We start from the raw sequence: 16955 nt of genomic DNA, 5'->3' as shown, positions 1-16955 counted from the left end.
CACCGGCGGCGAGAATCAAAAACGGGGCGCACACCCCTGCGCGCCCGGTCCGCGCCCGGCATAGATCGTCCCGCGGCAAGCACCCCGCCCTCACCCAGGCACTACCGTTGCCCGAAATTTTGACTGTGAGAGCAATCAAATTGCCCCTGAAAGCCAGAATGCGCAGATTGACTTGACGCAATTTTACCATGAACCAACCATCCGGATGGTAGGTGCGACTACTGCGATTTCTCCAAGTTAAATCCGTCATTCAACTCAAACAAAAAGCCTGAGTATTAGGGGGGAATCCGTTCAGCCCACCTGCCCGTGAAATATATAAAAAAACCGGGAGAGGGATGATTATGAAATCTTCACGACTGAAGAATTGCGCGCGCGCGAGCGTCGCGATTATTGCGCTGCTGCCCGCTATGGCTGTGGCTCAATCTGCCGATCAATCGAACGAGGGGCACCAGGGCGACCAGCCTGCCGCGTCCCGCGAAACCGAAATCGTGGTCACCGGCACGCTCATCCGCGGCATTGCCCCGGCCGGCTCCAACGTCATCGGCATTACCGACGCGCAAGCCAAAGCAACCGGCGCGGCAACCGCCAACGGGCTGCTTTCCAGCCTTCCGACAGTGGGCAACTTCTTCAACTCGGTGCAATCGGGTGTGTCCGGCGTCGCGGGCTCGAATGGCAGCACTTCCATCGCTCGCCCGAACCTGCGCAACCTGCCCGGCGCGAATACGAGCGGCGGCGCGCAGACGCTCGTCCTGCTTGACGGCCATCGCGTAACGCCTCTTGGCATCAACCAGCTTGCGGTCGACCCCGACTTCATTGCACCGCTGGTGATCGAACGGGTCGAAGCCATGACCGACGGCGGTTCGGCCGTTTACGGTTCAGACGCGCTGGGCGGCGTCATCAACTTCATGACGCGTAGCCGCTATGACGGCGTTCAGCTCGATGCCAAGGTCGGCATCGGAGACAGCTACACCTCGTATCAGGCGGGCGGCATCGCGGGCAAGGACTGGGGTTCCGGTTCGGCCTATATCGCCTATCGCTATTCGCAGAACGACGCACTGTTTGGCTCCGACCGCGACTATGTCCATCGCATCGATCCGCTGACGGGCATTCCGACCGGCCGCAACTGCGCTGAAGGCGTCAACGTCTCGGCAGGATCGGGAGCCGCTGCCCGTAACTATATCATGAACGGCGCCAATCTGGCAGTCGGCGGCCCCATCACTTGCGACTATGCGCAAGACGTTGCCATTTATCCGAGCGTCAAAGCGCACAACGTTTTTGCCAGCCTGATGCAAAAACTGGATGACAATCTGCAAGTTGACCTGAAGTTCTATTACGCAAATCGCCAAATTCGCGGAAACAACGGTACATTGGGCAACGGCCAGCTGGGCACGGGCGCGGAATCGATGGTCACGCTCGCGCCCTCGAACCCGAATTATCACCCCCTGCCGGTGGGAGACCCCAATTTCGGCATGGCTCAGACGGTCCGCTTCAGCCTTGCAGATGCCTTGGGCGCGCGGTCCAGCACGCAGAATACCAACCTCGATACGTGGAACGTCACACCGCAGTTAACCTGGAAATTCGGCCACGACTGGCAATTGCGCGCGCTGGCGAACTACGGCAGGGGCACAGTCGATTACGAGAACGCGCAGCTCGTGAATGCCCGCGGCAACTCGCAATTGCAAAATGCCGCCAACACCGGTGCTTTGAACCCATACAACGTGGGGGCGACCAGCCAATCCGTGCTGGATAGCATTGTCGGTTACGACGTGGGAATTGGCCGGAATGAGTACGCCAATTTCCGCGCCATTCTCGACGGGCCGATCGTCTCGCTGCCGGCAGGCGATCTGCGCGCGGCCCTCGGCGCGGAATATTCGACCGATACGATGCGCCAGCGCACGACCAACGTGACCACCTATACGCTGCTGCCGCCAAGATCCTATACCCAGACCGTCAAATCGCTGTTCGGCGAACTGCAGGTCCCGGTCCTTGGCGGCGGCGACAATGACATGTCGCTCGTCGTTGCCGCATCGGCCCGCTACGACAAGTACAATGACTTCGGAGACACCTTCAATCCGAAATTCGGTATCACTTTCGAACCGTTCAACAGCCTGACCCTGAGGGCAAACTGGGGCAAGTCGTTCAACGCCGCCACGCCGGCAGACCAATTGGGGGTCTATTCGTCGATTGCCCAGCAGATCCCGGGCGCGTTCCTTCAGTTTCCGCCGCCCACTCCGGGCGTTTGCGGCGTGTCCGGCCTTCCGGCATGTGCGTCGGCAACCGCTGCGGGCATCTACCTCAACGGCGCGGTTCCCGGTCTCCAGCCGCAGAAGGCCACCAACTGGTCAGCAGGTTTCGACTTCCGGCCGATCGACAGGGTCACGCTTAGCGCCAGCTATTACAGTATAGACCTCAAGGGAACGATTGGGCGTCCGGTCAGCGGGTCCAACTTGACTGACTTCTACATGGGTTACCCCGATCTTTGGTTGTTCCAGCCCTCGGGCGAACAGGTTGCGCGGATCCTCGCCACTATCCCTGCGGCGGGTGTCGGAGTTGCACTCGCAAACCCGACCTCGACGAGCCAGGCGCTCCTTCTCGGCGCGGGCGGATCCACGACGCCAGTTCAGGTCCTGCTTGATACGCGTGCCCAGAACCTGGGCCGCACGAAATTGTCCGGGATCGATTTTTCGGCCAACTTCGACTTTGACACCAGCTGGGGATCGATCGATGGCCGTGTCGCCGGAAACTATCGCCTTACGCAAAAGAACCAGTCCCGTCCCGGGATCGCCTGGTTCGATGTGCTCCAGTATGATACTTCGAAGTACCAGATTTCGACCAATCTTGGCACAACGATGGGCCAGTTCCGCGCCCAGGCAACCTGGAATCTCACACCGGGCTACACACGTAGCGCGAATGTGGCCGGTCAGAAGAGGGTTTCAGACTTCAACATCGTCAACCTTTACTTCGGTTACGACTTCAAGGGTAGTGGCTTGGCGAATGACCTGAGCGTGACTTTGAACTTCAACAACATCTTCGACGAAGAGCCGCCGGTATACCTCGATGCCGGGCAGCCCGGCTACCTTCCGGGCAACACCTTCACTCTGGGCCGCATGGTTCAGCTGGGCTTGTCGAAGAAGTTTTAAGACCTTGCAATAAAATATTGCCGAGCGCCCGTCCGACAGTTCTATTGGGCGGGCGCTCTTTTTTTCGAGGCACAATGGAAAAGAAATCGGATCGCAAGGTTGTACGGGTGGACGGCGGGGTCCGCCGGGTACAAATCATGGATGAAGCCCAGCGTCTCATCGGCGAGCGGGGCTACAACGGCTTTTCCATTCAGGAACTTGCTGACCGCTGCTCTCTCACGAAAGCTGGCCTGCTTCATCACTTCAGCAGCAAGGAGCAGATTCTGATCGATTTGCTGGATGACCGTACCAAGCGGCACCAGCTTGACATGAAGAACTGGGTTGCCCGCCGCAAGGCAGCGACAGTGGGATGGTATGACCGTGCAACGTTCATCGAATCGCTCAAGAAGAGCGTCGAACGCGAGATTGCCGATGTCGAAATGGTCCGCATGCACGTGATGCTGCAGGCCGAGACTCTATGTGCAAGTCACCCAGCGCATAACTACTTCAATACGCGCGAAGCCATGCGGCAAAGGCGGATGGCGCTTGCGCTCGAACACTTCTGTCAGGATCCACAGACCACGGCGCGGCACCTGCTGGCGCTGATGGACGGCCTGACGGCGCAATGGCTACGCGAACACATGAACTTTGATCTCGCGGCCCAATTTGCAGCGGCGATCAGCCTGCAATTACCCCAGCCCGATGACGAAAATTAGCGTCGAACCAAAGGGGCAATAGCAACGCCATTGCCCGCGCCGGTTTTGGCGGCTTGCAATTGCGAGATCAGTGCAGTCTCACCGCCGTACCAGACCCTTTGGCTGCACGACACCAAGATCCAGATGCGTCACGATCCCCGGCGCCGCATCGCATACAGCGGGCACGGCGGTACAGCCGACCAGCCCTGTCCAGGGCAAACCGAGGAACGGATGGCGTCCGTCCTCTTCCTCCATCGCCATCAAGTGGCATTCGAGCGGCGGCTCGCCCTTTATCCGCACGCGGTACTTGGCCTCGCCCTGTTCCCATACCGGATCGAGGTCTTCGCCAAGCTGCCAGTAGAAATGATACACGATCAGCGGTGCACCCTCACACCAGGCGGTCCACTCGTAATGCTGGCCGCCCACAGTGCCCGCCTTCACCTCGCCGTAGAGGTGCTGAATGTCCTTCAGCGCCTTGGCGACCTCGAACTTGACGGTGACTTTCTCGATCTCCTTGCCCAGCCCTTCGGCAATCATCGCCATGCTGGAGTAGAAGTGCTTGTAGGTCTCGGGCGAACGCCGGGGATTTGCCAGCAATTCCTCAGGGTCGGCACCGAAGCCCATGATCTCGGTATAGATCATCGGGTTGCGCACCTTGTCGATGATCTCCGACACCTCGATGCAATCGACCCGGCTCATGAGACGGGCCAGCGTCAGCGGAAGGATGTCGCCCGAGAATCCAGGGTGGATGCCGCAGCCGTGGAAAGAGACATTACCCTCACGGCAGGCTGCCTCGATACGCGCGGTTTCCTCCGGAAGCCACTTGTTGGGCAGGAACGGGCCCGCCGGTGAAACGACATTCTTGCCCGAAGCAAGCAACTGGCACACCTGCTCCAGTGGCGGCGTCATCATGCTGGGCGCAAACAGGACGCAGTCCGCCTCCATCGCCAGGATCGCATCGATATCGCTGGTTGCCTTGATGCCCGTGCTGGGCAGGCCGACCAACTCGCCAGCGTCCTTGCCGACCTTTTCCGGATTGGTGACGTAGACGCCGACCAGATCGATGACCGGGTTCTCGATGAAATATTTGAGCGCTGCGCTGCCGACCGTGCCGGTGGCCCATTGGATGACGCGATAGGTCTGTTCTGTCATGGTACTGCTATCCTCAGTTCAGGCCACGGCTCTGGCCGCCATCGACACGGTAATTGGCGCCGGTGATGAAACCGGACAGCGGACTGGCGAGCAGGCATGCCACCATGGCCAGTTCGGTTGGCTTGCCGACACGCCCGACAGGCGGGATCTCGAACACCTGCGCCTCGCCGAAACGTTGGCAGACATCCTCGAAACTCATGTCGGGGTCGCCAAATTTTTCGCGTCCGAAGCGCAACAGGCCATCGACCATGATGATGCCAGGTGTCAGGACATTGGCCGTTACCCCTACCCCGCGCAGCGAGCCTGCAAGGCTTACGGTGAAGTTGTTCAGTGCGGCCTTGGCAGCAGAATAGTCTGCGCCCATGTAGTTGGGCTGCATAGCCACCGCGCTCGATACGTTGACAATCCGTCCGAAGCGGTTCGCCACCATATCGGGCACACAGAGCTGACACAGCTGCACCGCGCCCATGGTGTTCGCGCGGTAATTGGACAGGAAGTCCGCCGCGTCGATCTCCACCGGAGCCTTGGACGAGTTGCCTTCCGAATTGCCACCGGCGTTGTTTATCAAGATTTCGACATTACCGCCGAGCGCTGCCACCGCCGCCGCGTGGACGGATTGCGCCCCGCCGTCATCGGCAAGCTCGCCGATGGCGACGCCAGCCGCACCGATCGCGGTGGCAACTGCTTCCGCGCGCTCGCGGTTGCGCCCGTGTACGACAACGTGCGCTCCTTCCTCAGCCAACATGCGGGCAATGGCCTCGCCGATCCCGCTACTGCTGCCCGTGACCAGCGCACGTCGCCCTGACAGATTCAGGTCCATTCATCTCTCTCCCAGTCGTTCGCTCGCAAACATCACGACGCGGGTCGCCATTCCATTCCCAAATGGGGATCTCCCGAAGTTGGGAAGCGACAGGCGCCTTGGTCGATGCGGCGATTTGGAGAGAATGTTCTGTAGGTCCGTCCGGTGGGCTGCCCCCCATCGACCGATTTGTCGGTAATTTCGGCGCAGTAACGCTTACACCGAGCAGACATCCACGCGCACATCATTAATCCGGCACACGTGACAAGGCCCGCCCTTCGAGGGCAGGCCTTGCCGATTCAAAATTGCAGGTCCGATCAATATTTGAAGCTGACCGTACCGATGACCGTACGGCCCGCTGCCTGATGGGCGTAGTGGGTAGCGTATGCCTGATCGTAGTACAGCTTGATAGTTAAGTTCGGCACATCCAGTTCCGGACCTTGTCAGGCTGCCTGCGATCAGGTCTCCGGACTGCGAACGCTGCGCCAGGCCTCGCGGACTTTGGCTATGCCGAAGCGCAGAACCTGCGCAGGATCGATGTGCGGCATGGTGGGCAGTTCGTCCGGATCGACGATCGCGTGAAGGATGGCCGGGCCCGGCGCGGCAAGGAACTGCGCAACCGTCGTATCGAGATGCGCGGGATCGCGAACCGTGAAACCCTGCGCGCCACATGCCCGGGCAAAGGCGGCGAAATCGACGTTCGGAAACGTCGTGCCCTTGGCCGCGGGCAGTGCGGCTACCTCCATTTCGAGATGGACGAGGCCCCATTCGGCATTGTCGTAGACCACGATCTTGACCGGCAATTGATGCTCGACGCTGGTCATGAACTCGCCGAGCAGCATCGTCATGCCCCCATCGCCGACATGGGCGATCACCTGTCTGGAACGGTCCAGCAGTTGCGCGCCGTTGGCAAGGCCCAGACCCGTGCCGACCGCCGCGTTGTTGAAGGAGCCGGTGTTCTGCTGCCGGCCGCTCTGCCGCCACCAGTTTGCCGCCCAAAGCGTCACTTCGCCGGTGTCGGTGACGATGATCGCATCGTCGGCAGCGTGATTGCTGATCGCCCGCGCCAGTGCGGGCGGGTGGAGCTTGCCCGGGGTGCGCGCGATATCGGCCCGCTTGTCCAGCATGGCGTTCCATTCGTTACGGGCGGTCTGCGCCTTTTCGAGGAAAGCGGCGTCCGAGCGGGCGGGAAGAAGCTCCAGCAACATCGATAATGCCGGGCGCACGGAGCCTACGATGCCCAGCGCCACCGGCGCACGCCTTCCAAGGGCCAGCGCGCGTTCGTCGATCTGGATTACCCGGCCATGTTTGGGAAGGAATTCGGAATAGGGATAATCGGTGCCCAGCATGAGAAGCAGGTCCGCCTCGTTGATGGCGTCCACACCTGCCTTCGAACCGATCAGACCCACGCCGCCGATCCAACAGGGATTATCGAAGGGAAGAATGGCCTTTCCCCGGAACGTGTGCATGAGCGGGGCTTTCAGCCTGTCGGCAAGCTGTTCGAGTTCGTCTCCCGCGCCATGGCAGCCCTGTCCGCAGAAGACGGCCACGGTCTTCGCCTCGCCGATCATTCGGGCAGCTTCGGCCACGTCGGCCTGAGCCGGGGCAATTTCCGGCCGGGGCCGCAGGACGGCCATGCTCGCCACATCTCCCCCGATCTTTGCGGCAAAGACCTCCGGCGGCACGTTGATATGAGCGACACCGCGTTCGGCATAAGCGGCGGCAATGGCTTCGCGGATGACGGCGGGTGCCTGTTCCGGCGCGCTGATCATCTGGCTATAGACGGCAACGTCGCGAAACAGCAGGGCCGGATCGTCTTCCTGAAGATAGTCGGTCCCCCGCTTCTCCGCCGGAACGCCGCCCGTGATGGCCAGCACCGGCGCATGGTCCTTGCGCGCCTCGTACAGACCGGCGACGAGGTGGTTGCCGCCCGGGCCGGTCGTCCCGCAGCACACGCCAAGGCGTCCGGTCAGTTTCGCTTGCCCGGTGGCCGCAAGCGCCCCGCCTTCCTCATGACGGACGCCGATCCAGTCGATCGCGTCCTCCGCATCCAGCGCATGGGTGAAGGGATTGAGAGCGTCACCGACCACGCCGAACACGTGGCGAACGCCCAGTTGCGCAAGTGTATCGACCAGCAATTCGGCTACGGTTCGGGACATGGGGGGCTCTCTCTCAGAGTTTGACGGCGTGGAAACGCCTCACCGTCCCGTCTGCTCCCACGCGTTCTCGAGCCCCGAAGAGTCGCTCGCCGGCAGGAGAAGCGGAACGTCCACACCCCCTGCGCATTTGTAAACGATGAACCTCCCTCATCGGCCCATCCGAACGGCGCTGGCCCTGATCGCAGCATGTCTTGCGGCATGCGCGATATTGGCCGGAGCGTTCCCCGCCAGCTGGCTCAAGGAACTTGCCGAACGCAAGCTGAGCGAGAACTTCGGACGCCCGGTGACGATCGCGGGGATGTCTCGCGACAGTGCATTCTCGTTCACGCCGGTCCTCGGCCTGAACGGGGTGGCCATTCCGCAGGCGGCATGGGCGGGCCCGGGCAGGCTTGCATCCATCGACCGACTTCGCGTGCGAATCGCGATATTGCCGATGCTGATCGGCCGTGGCAGCCCGGAACTTGTTTCAGCGGACGGTGTGATGCTTGACCTGGTCCGGGATGCGGACCGCCGCGTCAACTGGAACAGCGGCGGCAAGCAAGAACCCGGAGCGAGCCCCACGATATCGTTTGCCGGGATGGAATCGGTGAAGGCGCAGATCCGCTATCGGGATGCGCTTCGCAAGCGATCGGTCGAACTTCATGTCAGCATCGACCCCCAGCACGGGCTGGTCGCGTCCGGCCCCGGAACGATCGACGGGAACGCCGTGGCCGTAACGGTCAAAGGACCGGCGGGCGCGGCGAATGCGCCATGGCCGTTCGAGGCCAGCATTGTCGGCGCGGCGATCGACATGCGCGCGAAAGGAACCATGGCCGGTCCGCTGCGCACGGACGACATGAGCCTCGACATAACGGCGCGGGCAAACGACCTCAAATTACTGGACCGCGTGATCGAGGCCGGTCTCTTCCACACGCAACCGATCGGCCTGACCGCAAGCGTCCGGCACCGGTCGGACATCTGGACGATCGACGGTCTCAAGGGCAAGGTGGGCAACAGCCCGTTTTCCGCCAGGCTCTCGGTCGACAAGTCCGGAGTCCGCACAAAGCTCGATGGCGAAATCCGGTTTGCGACATTGGATTTTGCGGATCTGGCGTCCGATGCAAGTCGGGCCGCCAATCACGCGTTAGAGCGGGCCGAGGGAGAGAGACTGGTTCCCAATACCCGACTCAACATCCGCAAGATCGACAAGACCGACGGGCGCATCGCCTTTCGCATCGACCGGATCGCAAGTGGCGGATCCTCGCCATTGCGCAGCGCGCAAGGCGTCCTGACAATCGATAACAGGCTGCTCATCGCCAAGCCCCTGACGCTGCGCCTCAGCCGTGGCGTTGTTGGCGGCGAGATCAGGGTCGACCAGCGTCAGGGCCAGAGCGAGCCGACGATCACCCTCGCGCTCGACATGCGCGGCAGCAGCATCGACGCGCTCGCGGGAGGCAGCGGTGAAATCGACGCCACCGTCGATGGCCGGATTCGGCTGTCCGGCGTGGGAAACACGGTTCGCGAAGCCGTCGGCAAGTCCGACGGAATCATCGGCGTAAGCGCGCACGATGGGGTCCTGCCGGCAAAACTGGCCAGCCTGCTAGGCTTCGATGTCGGAAAAGGCCTGCTTGCCGACAAGGGCAAGCAGGCGACGCTACGCTGCGCCATCGCCCGTCTGGAAATGCGTCACGGAACAGGAACTGCCGCGCCGGTGCTGGTCGACACCAGCGAAAGCCAGACGCACGGCACCGGCACGATCTCCTTTCCCGATGAGCGCATCTCGCTCACGCTCACCGGCGCCCCCAAGAGCGATTCCGTCCTGCGCCTGCCCGGCTCGATCCATGCGGGCGGGACGATCCGCAATCCGTCCGTCGTGATCCCCCCTGAGGTGAAGTCCGTGGGCAACGTGATCAAGGCATTGGGCCGGGCGATCTCGGACAAGCGCATGCCTGAAGCGACAGACGCCGATTGCACGGCACTGAATGCCCGCGTGCTTTCGCCCCGTGTGGATTGAGACGGTTCGCTGCGCCGCTCTGGAACTGCGGGCACGGGTCCACCGTTGCACAGGCAGAGGATAATCAAAGGGAACGCGATCACTCCATGTACGGGATTATCGAAGCCGACAGAGAAGCCGCAAGAGCACTGCGCGAGGTTCTGGCCGACATTTGCGGCTTCTGGCATTGCCCTGATGATGATGGGCAACTCTGCCAGGCATTGGCCCGGCATCGTATGGAAGCCGAACAACGCCTCACCGACAAACTGGCGCCTTTGGGTAAGGCGCGGGCGTGCGAACAAATGCCGCGTTTGATGCAGCAGGAGATGCCGCCCCTCGCGCGCGGTTTTGGTCCGGCCCACCAAAGCACGAGATCTGGACACAAGTAGCGATCCGGCGCCCCGCTTTAACATGGCGGGCAAGCGATTTGACCATGATTGCAGTGATGCCCGAAACAGATGTGGCGGACTGGACGCCACGGGATAGCCAGAGTCATAGTCGCGCAGAACACCCGGAATTCTGGAGCCTGTCCGTGACCATCGACATCGATCTGCCTGTGGTCCGACATGTGCCCGGAGAACCGGTGCTGGGGCTGGGACAATACGAACTGTCCGCGCTCGGCATTCTCAAGGAAGAGTTCTTCATTTCGGGAACGGCGCGATCCTTCGTTGCCGTGGGTGAGACTGGCTCCGATGGCAGGTGGACGGTAGCGCCGGCCGATCTTGCCGATTTCGAGACGCGAATAGTCGTATTGCGTCCCGCCGCCCCGGAGGCGTTCAGTGGAACGGTGATCGTCGAATGGCTGAATGTGTCCGCCGGCATCGACGCGGCACCCGATTGGAGCATGACTCATCGCGAGATCGTGCGGAGCGGCCACGCCTATGTGGCAGTCTCTTGCCAGGAGGTCGGGGTGCAGGGCGGCCCCAGCATGGGCAGCGACATGTCGCTCAAGAAGCTGAACCGCGAACGATACGAAAGCCTGATTCATCCCGGCGATGCCTTCTCGTACGACATCTTCACGCAAGTCGCCCGGATGCTTCGATCCCCGAAGGCCGCAAGGGTGCTCGGCAACCTTGAGCCACAATACATCCTCGGCGTCGGCGAATCTCAGTCCGCCACGTTTTTGGTGACTTACATCAATGCCGCCGATTCCATGGCAAAGGCATTCGACGGCTTCCTCGTCCATTCGCGGGGGACGACTGCGGGCCCCCTGTCCGGCCAATCGATCTTCGTGGGCGAACGCGTGACCGGCGTAAGGCTGCGCGAAGACTTGCGTGTTCCGGTGATCATGATCGAGACCGAAAGCGATCTCACGTCCCTCGGCGGCCTCGCCGTGCGCCAGCCGGACACCGACAGGTTGCGCACGTGGGAGATCGCCGGCACCGCGCATGCGGACAACTATCTGCTTGCAGTGGGGAGCATCGATTCAGGGAATATCCCGATCGAGAAACTCGCGGCCGCGTTCGAACCCATCCAGGACTTGATGGGCAAACGGCTCGGCAAGCCCGTCAATTTTGCGCCCCAGCATCACTATGTCGCTCAAGCGGCACTCCACAGGCTCCATCGATGGGTCATGGACGGTGAAACCCCGCCGAGCGCAGAGCGATTGCAACTCGCGTCCGACGATCCCTCCCAACTCGCGAGGGACGATGATGGAAACGTGTTGGGTGGCATCAGAACGCCTTGGTCCGATGTCCCCACCGCCTGCAACTCGGGAATTGGCGAGGCGGGCACGTTCTCATACCTCTTTGGCTCATCGGTGCCGTTCGATCGCGCCAGACTGGCAAGCCTCTATCCCGGTGGCGAGCCGCAATATCTGGCGATGTTCGAGCAATCCCTCGATCAGGCGATCGACGCCGGATTCATATTGCCTGCCGACCGAACCGAAATCCGTGGTCTTGCCTCTTTTGGCTTTCGCTTCGCTATCCGTTAGCACGAGACCCGAACCGTTCTGAGGTCCCCTCCAAAGGGGCTTTCCGGCGGCCAGCCGGATCGCCGAGGCGGCGCAAACATCGGTTGACAGGCAAACTCAATCAAATAAGTTGAGTTTACCGGGCCGCAGCCCGGCTTTGCAGTTTCGCCGAACAACGTGCGCGCGGGAAAGCGTTCGTATGTCCGGCATTTCTGGCCCCAGGCGACCACGTCCGGGCTTTTCACTCCATGTCTGGGATTGAGAGGGTTGCGTGGGCCTTGGCGCTTGTTTGCGCGCGTCTGCGAAACCTGCCCAATCCCGAGAAGCCGCGCGGCCGCATCGCCGCGACAATTCGGAAGGGATGACGTTGAACCGCAAGATCCTGATGGCAATGACTGCCCTCGCGTCCTCATTCGCCATGGCCAGCACCGCCGGTGCCCAACAGCAGCAGGCGTTCCAGGGCACCGTGGGGCGCACGTTGGCGGAATCGAAGGAGTGGTGGCCCGAACCAGCGCGCGCGCCGGCAGGTGCCCCCAACGTGGTGTGGATCCTGCTCGACGATGTCGGCTTCGGCGCCTCCAGCGCCTTTGGCGGCGGCATCAGCACGCCGGCGCTGGAAGCGCTGGCGCAGCAGGGTTTGCGCTATACCAATTTCCACACGACCGCGATCTGCGCGCCGACGCGCGCGGCCTTGCTGACCGGGCGGAACAGTTCCTCCGTCCATGAGGCGGGATTTTCGCACATTCCGCTGTCGGCCGGCTTTCCGGGCTGGGACGGCCGGATCCCTTCCGAAGACGGCACCATTGCCGAAATTTTGCGCGACAGGGGATACAATACCTTTGCCGTCGGCAAATACGGCCTGACGCCCGATGAGGACGCCACCGATGCCGGGCCCTTCGATCGCTGGCCTACCGGCAAGGGCTTCGAACACTTCTTCGGCTTCCTGGGATCGCAGACCGACCAGTACAAGCCCGACCTGGTGGAGGATCAGGCACACGCCCAGCCCGATGGGCGCCACCTGAGCGAGCAGATCACCGACAAGGCGATCACCTATATCGACCGCCAAAAGACGGCGGCCCCGGGCAAGCCCTTCTTCCTCTATTACGCGCCCGGCGCCACCCATGCGCCGCATCAGGTCGCGGCGGAATGGAGCGATCGCTACAAGGGCAAGTTCGACGAAGGCTGGGACGTCTATCGCCAGCGCGTGTTCGAACAACAGAAGCGTCAGGGGATCATTCCCGCCAATGCCGTGCTTCCTGACCGCGATCCCGGCATTACCGCCTGGTCGTCACTCTCGCCCGATGAGCGGAAGCTCTATGCCCGCTTCATGGAAGTCTACGCCGGCTATCTGACCTATACCGATCATGAGATCGGCCGCCTGATCGATCATCTCAAGGCGACGAACCAGTACGACAATACGCTGTTCGTGGTGATCGTGGGCGACAATGGCGCCAGCAAGGAGGGCACGCTGAACGGCGATATCGATCGCAAGATCACGTCTAAGCCGCTCAGCTATCAGGAAAACGTCGCCTACAATCTGGCCAAGATCGGCGAACTGGGAACGCCGTCGGCAGTGGAGGGCAACTATCCGCTCGGCTGGGCGCAGGCCGCGAACACTCCGTTCCGGCTTTGGAAGTCCGACGCGAACAGCGAAGGCGGCACGCGCAATCCGCTGATTGTCACTTATCCGAAGGGTATCAAGGGCAATGGCGCCGTTCGCACCCAGTACGGCCATGTCATCGATATCCTGCCAACCACGCTGGAACTGATCGGCCTGAAGGCCCCGGATCGCATTCGCGGATTGGCGCAGCAGCCGATCGAAGGGACCTCGCTGGCCTATTCCATCACCGACGCGAAGGCGGCATCGCAGCATCGCACGCAGTACTATTACATCTTCGGATCGCGCGCGATCTATCAGGACGGATGGAAGGCCTCGCTTCCCTATCCGAACGCCGTGATCAGCGGCAGCCCGAATGCCGCCAAGCCGTTCGATGAGAATGCCTGGGAACTGTACAACCTGAACGAGGATTTCACCGAGCGCGTGAACCTTGCCCAGCGTTATCCCGAGAAACTGGCCGCCTTGCGCGCCCTGTTCGAAAAGGAAGCGCAGGCGCACAATCTCTACCCCCTGATCACCTGGGACGATGTGCGCAACGGCCGGATCCATCAAGTGCCGGGCGCTCCCACCGGACAGCATGCGCTCGATCAGCTGACCGATCATCAGGCAAAGGCCCAATAGGCCCGGAGCGGCATTCCCGAGGCAAGCCTCATGGTCGGTCACGCGATTGCGTGGTCGGCCATGAGCGGCGATGCCGGCGTTCGCGCCTCACCGATGATCCGCGGACGACTAGGCAACGCGCATGCAAAACGATTGCGCCCCAATCGGCCCGATGGCACGTCGCAGCACTGAAATGAAAACATGGAGAGACCCGAGGTGACGGAAAGACCGCTGCATCCCGAGACACTTGCCCTGCATGCAGGCTGGCGCGCCGATCCCGCCACCGGTGCCGTCGCCCCGCCGATCTACCAGACCACATCCTATCAGTTTCACGATGCGGACCATGCCGCCCGCCTGTTCTCGCTTGAGGAATTGGGCAATATCTACACCCGGCTCGGCAACCCCACGACCGACATTCTCGAAAAGCGGATAGCCGCGCTTGAAGGCGGCGCCGCGGCGCTGGCCGTGGCCTCGGGACAGGCCGCATCGGCCTACGCGATCCAGAACCTTGCCCGCAGCGGCGACAACATCGTGAGCGGCACCGACCTTTATGGCGGCACTTACAATCTCTTTGCCAACACGCTGAAAGACATGGGCATCGAGGTCCGGTTCGTCGATCCTGCGGACCCGGAAGCCTTCCGGCGCGCAAGCGACGAGCGCACGCGTGCCTGGTACGTGGAAACCCTGCCCAATCCCAAGCTTGTCGTCTGTCCCATCGGCGAGATTGCGAGCCTTGGCCGCCCTCTCGGCATCCCGCTGATCGTCGACAATACCGCAGCACCTTTAATCGCCCGCCCGCTGGAGCATGGCGCCGCGATCGTCGTCTATTCCACCACCAAGTACATCGGCGGGCATGGCACATCGATCGGCGGCATGATCGTCGATGGCGGCAATTTCGACTGGAGCGCCTTTCCCGACCGGCAACCCCTACTGAACACGCCCGATCCCAGCTATCACGGCGCCGTCTGGGCGGAAGCGGCGCGTCCGCTTGGGCCCATCGCCTACATCCTTCGCGCCAGAACGATCCTCTTGCGGGACCTTGGCGCCGCCCTGTCGCCCTTCAATGCGTTCCAGATCCTGCAGGGGCTCGAAACCTTGCCGCTGCGCATGCCGCGCCATTGCGAAAATGCCCTTCGGATCGTGCAGTACCTGCAGAGCCGCGAAGAGGTTGTCCGCGTCATTCACCCCAGCATTCAGACCGGAATTCAGGCAGAGCGGGCCCAGCGATACCTCACGGGCGGGCTTGGAGGGCTGGTAGGCTTCGAGCTGAACGGCGGGCGGGACGCCGGACGCCGCTTCATCGATGCGCTCGAGCTGTTCTATCATGTGGCCAATATCGGCGATGCAAGGAGCCTCGCGATCCATCCGGCCTCGACGACGCATTCGCAGCTCTCCGAAGCGGAGCAGAAAGCGACGGGCGTGTCACCGGGCTATGTCCGCCTGTCGATCGGCCTCGAGCATATCGACGACATTCTGGCCGACCTCTCGCGAGCGCTCGACAAGGCAAGCGCCTGACGCCGTGATACGAACGGCCATGCTGCCAAGGCATGGCCGTTGCGGCTCAGCGAGGACGTTTCCCCGGCCCAAGCCCACCCCCATGGCCAAGAATTTCAGGGCTTGCTGCCGCCGCCGATCTGTCGCACCGCCTCAGGGCAACCTTCGGACGGAATTCAGGATATGAAAAAGAGCATGGGATGGCCCCTTTTAGGGCTGGCCATTGCGCTCGCCGCGTTCTTCTCGAGCGGACAGGGCTTCCCCAGTGCAAGGGCCGAAACCATGGCCTCGTTACAGGAGCGCGCCCGCATGAAGGACGCGCTCGCAAACGATCCGGGCGTCCCCAGCGTGGCCCCGCAAGGGTACGACGTCACCATCGTCGTCTTCTCGGACTACCAGTGCCCCTACTGCCGCAGGTTTCACGCCGACCTGAAACAGCTCCTCGCCGCCGACCAGAAACTGCGCGTGGTCTACCGCGACTGGCCGATCTTTGGCGGCGCATCGCGCGAGGCTGCCCGGATCGCCATGGCCACGCGCTATCAAGGCAAGCACGCGGCCTTCAACGACGCCCTGATGGCAGGCCCGGTCAGGCTCGATACGGATGCCATCCGCCAGGCCGCGACGCGCGCGAATGTCGATTGGGCCCAGCTGCAAGCCGACCTTGCCCGCCACGGCGGCGAGATCGACGCGGCGCTGCAAAGGACCGGGCGATTGGCCGAAACCCTCGGGCTCTCGGGCACACCCTCGCTGGTCATCGGCGACTACCTCATCCCCGGCGCTATCGACGGTGCGACCTTGCGCAGCGTCGTCCAGAAATCACGAGCCGGAAAGTCCTGACACCTCAGCCGGTGCCTGTGACGCATTCCGCTGCGTCCACTGGCCGGGCGTGAGGCGAGATAACCTTGACGATCGTCAGCTTGCGATCATGGCCGTCCCGGTCCGGCCACAAGATGGATTGTCCTTGCCGCATACCGATCAATCCGGCGCCAACGGGCGTGAGGATCGATATCCGATTTCCCGTGATATCGGCTTCGCCCGGGTAGACCAGCTGGACTGTCCGGCTCGAACCGCTCGCCGCGTCCACGAACTCGACAAGGCAGTTCATCGACACGATGCGCGCAGGAAGAGCGTTCGATCCGTGCAGCGTAGCACGCTCTATCTCCTGCAGGAGAAGTTCGGCGACTTCCGGAAGCCGATGCTCGGCCGCAAGCGCAAGATTGGTAAGGGTCTCGGCCTGATCATCGATGAGGTGGATCGCCGGCCGCCTGGCCGCCTTCCTGATATTCATGGTGCTGGTTATCCCGCAAGAGAGAAGCCCCTGCACGAAGCAGCGGGCGTTTCCTTCACATCCCCGAGCCTGGTGCACGCGGCACCGAACCCGGGGCTAATTGCCTGCGAGAAGCTGTCCCCCGTGACGGGCGAAACGGATTAGGCG

The 16955-nt window shown here is 62.2% G+C and carries 12 protein-coding genes; 8 read left to right on the top strand and 4 right to left on the bottom strand.

Translation table 11 applies throughout. From position 1 onward, the window contains the following. The first annotated feature begins 407 nt into the window (after window positions 1-407). Both EDF56_RS06000 and EDF56_RS05995 read left to right on the top strand, forming a co-directional pair. The gene (locus tag EDF56_RS06000) at window positions 408-3140 is read left to right on the top strand and encodes a TonB-dependent receptor (protein ID WP_165912092.1); all 2733 of its coding nucleotides are present in this window, start codon (window positions 408-410) and stop codon (window positions 3138-3140) included. Between the two features lie 74 nt (window positions 3141-3214). After that, the gene (locus tag EDF56_RS05995) at window positions 3215-3835 is read left to right on the top strand and encodes a TetR/AcrR family transcriptional regulator (protein ID WP_132385859.1); all 621 of its coding nucleotides are present in this window, start codon (window positions 3215-3217) and stop codon (window positions 3833-3835) included. Window positions 3836-3913: 78 nt separating this feature from the next. On the opposite strand, the gene EDF56_RS05990 is transcribed toward EDF56_RS05995, so the two are convergent. From EDF56_RS05990 to EDF56_RS05980, 3 genes are all read right to left on the bottom strand, one after another. Then, complete coding sequence (locus EDF56_RS05990) at window positions 3914-4966, bottom strand: hypothetical protein (RefSeq protein WP_132385858.1); 1053 nt, start codon at window positions 4964-4966, stop codon at window positions 3914-3916. Window positions 4967-4979: 13 nt separating this feature from the next. After that, window positions 4980-5786 carry an SDR family NAD(P)-dependent oxidoreductase gene (locus EDF56_RS05985; RefSeq protein ID WP_132385857.1) on the bottom strand — a complete coding sequence of 269 codons (807 nt, stop codon included), beginning with the start codon at window positions 5784-5786 and terminating at the stop codon, window positions 4980-4982. Window positions 5787-6223: 437 nt separating this feature from the next. Continuing rightward, the gene (locus EDF56_RS05980) at window positions 6224-7924 is read right to left on the bottom strand and encodes a thiamine pyrophosphate-binding protein (protein WP_132385856.1); all 1701 of its coding nucleotides are present in this window, start codon (window positions 7922-7924) and stop codon (window positions 6224-6226) included. Window positions 7925-8132: 208 nt separating this feature from the next. Here EDF56_RS05980 and EDF56_RS05975 point away from each other — a divergent pair, with 208 nt between their 5' ends. The 6 genes from EDF56_RS05975 to EDF56_RS05950 all read left to right on the top strand — a co-directional run bounded on the left by EDF56_RS05975 (window position 8133) and on the right by EDF56_RS05950 (window position 16357). Then, window positions 8133-9917 carry an AsmA family protein gene (locus tag EDF56_RS05975; protein ID WP_165912091.1) on the top strand — a complete coding sequence of 595 codons (1785 nt, stop codon included), beginning with the start codon at window positions 8133-8135 and terminating at the stop codon, window positions 9915-9917. Window positions 9918-10003: 86 nt separating this feature from the next. Then, entirely contained in the window at window positions 10004-10285 is a 282-nt protein-coding gene (locus EDF56_RS05970; RefSeq protein ID WP_132385854.1) for a hypothetical protein, read from the top strand. A gap of 143 nt (window positions 10286-10428) precedes the next feature. Next, a complete protein-coding gene (locus EDF56_RS05965) occupies window positions 10429-11829 on the top strand; it encodes an alpha/beta hydrolase domain-containing protein (protein ID WP_207904636.1) in 1401 nt (466 codons plus the stop codon). A gap of 346 nt (window positions 11830-12175) precedes the next feature. Continuing rightward, on the top strand, window positions 12176-14047 hold the full coding sequence (locus tag EDF56_RS05960; RefSeq protein ID WP_207904635.1) for an arylsulfatase: 1872 nt from the start codon (window positions 12176-12178) through the stop codon (window positions 14045-14047). Between the two features lie 195 nt (window positions 14048-14242). Continuing rightward, window positions 14243-15541, top strand: a complete 1299-nt coding sequence (locus tag EDF56_RS05955; protein ID WP_243652419.1) for a PLP-dependent transferase — start codon at window positions 14243-14245, stop codon at window positions 15539-15541. Between the two features lie 174 nt (window positions 15542-15715). Then, window positions 15716-16357 (top strand): DsbA family protein, encoded by a 642-nt coding sequence (locus EDF56_RS05950; RefSeq protein WP_165912090.1) that lies wholly within the window; start codon window positions 15716-15718, stop codon window positions 16355-16357. Between the two features lie 4 nt (window positions 16358-16361). On the opposite strand, the gene rnk is transcribed toward EDF56_RS05950, so the two are convergent. After that, window positions 16362-16844 carry a nucleoside diphosphate kinase regulator gene (rnk, locus tag EDF56_RS05945; protein ID WP_347812968.1) on the bottom strand — a complete coding sequence of 161 codons (483 nt, stop codon included), beginning with the start codon at window positions 16842-16844 and terminating at the stop codon, window positions 16362-16364. Window positions 16845-16955: the final 111 nt, after the last annotated feature.

Origin of the sequence: Novosphingobium sp. PhB165 (assembly GCF_004341845.1) — a bacterium.
Lineage (GTDB): Bacteria > Pseudomonadota > Alphaproteobacteria > Sphingomonadales > Sphingomonadaceae > Novosphingobium.
Note: the sequence above shows the minus strand (reverse complement) of the source record. Positions and strands in the feature narration are given on the sequence as shown.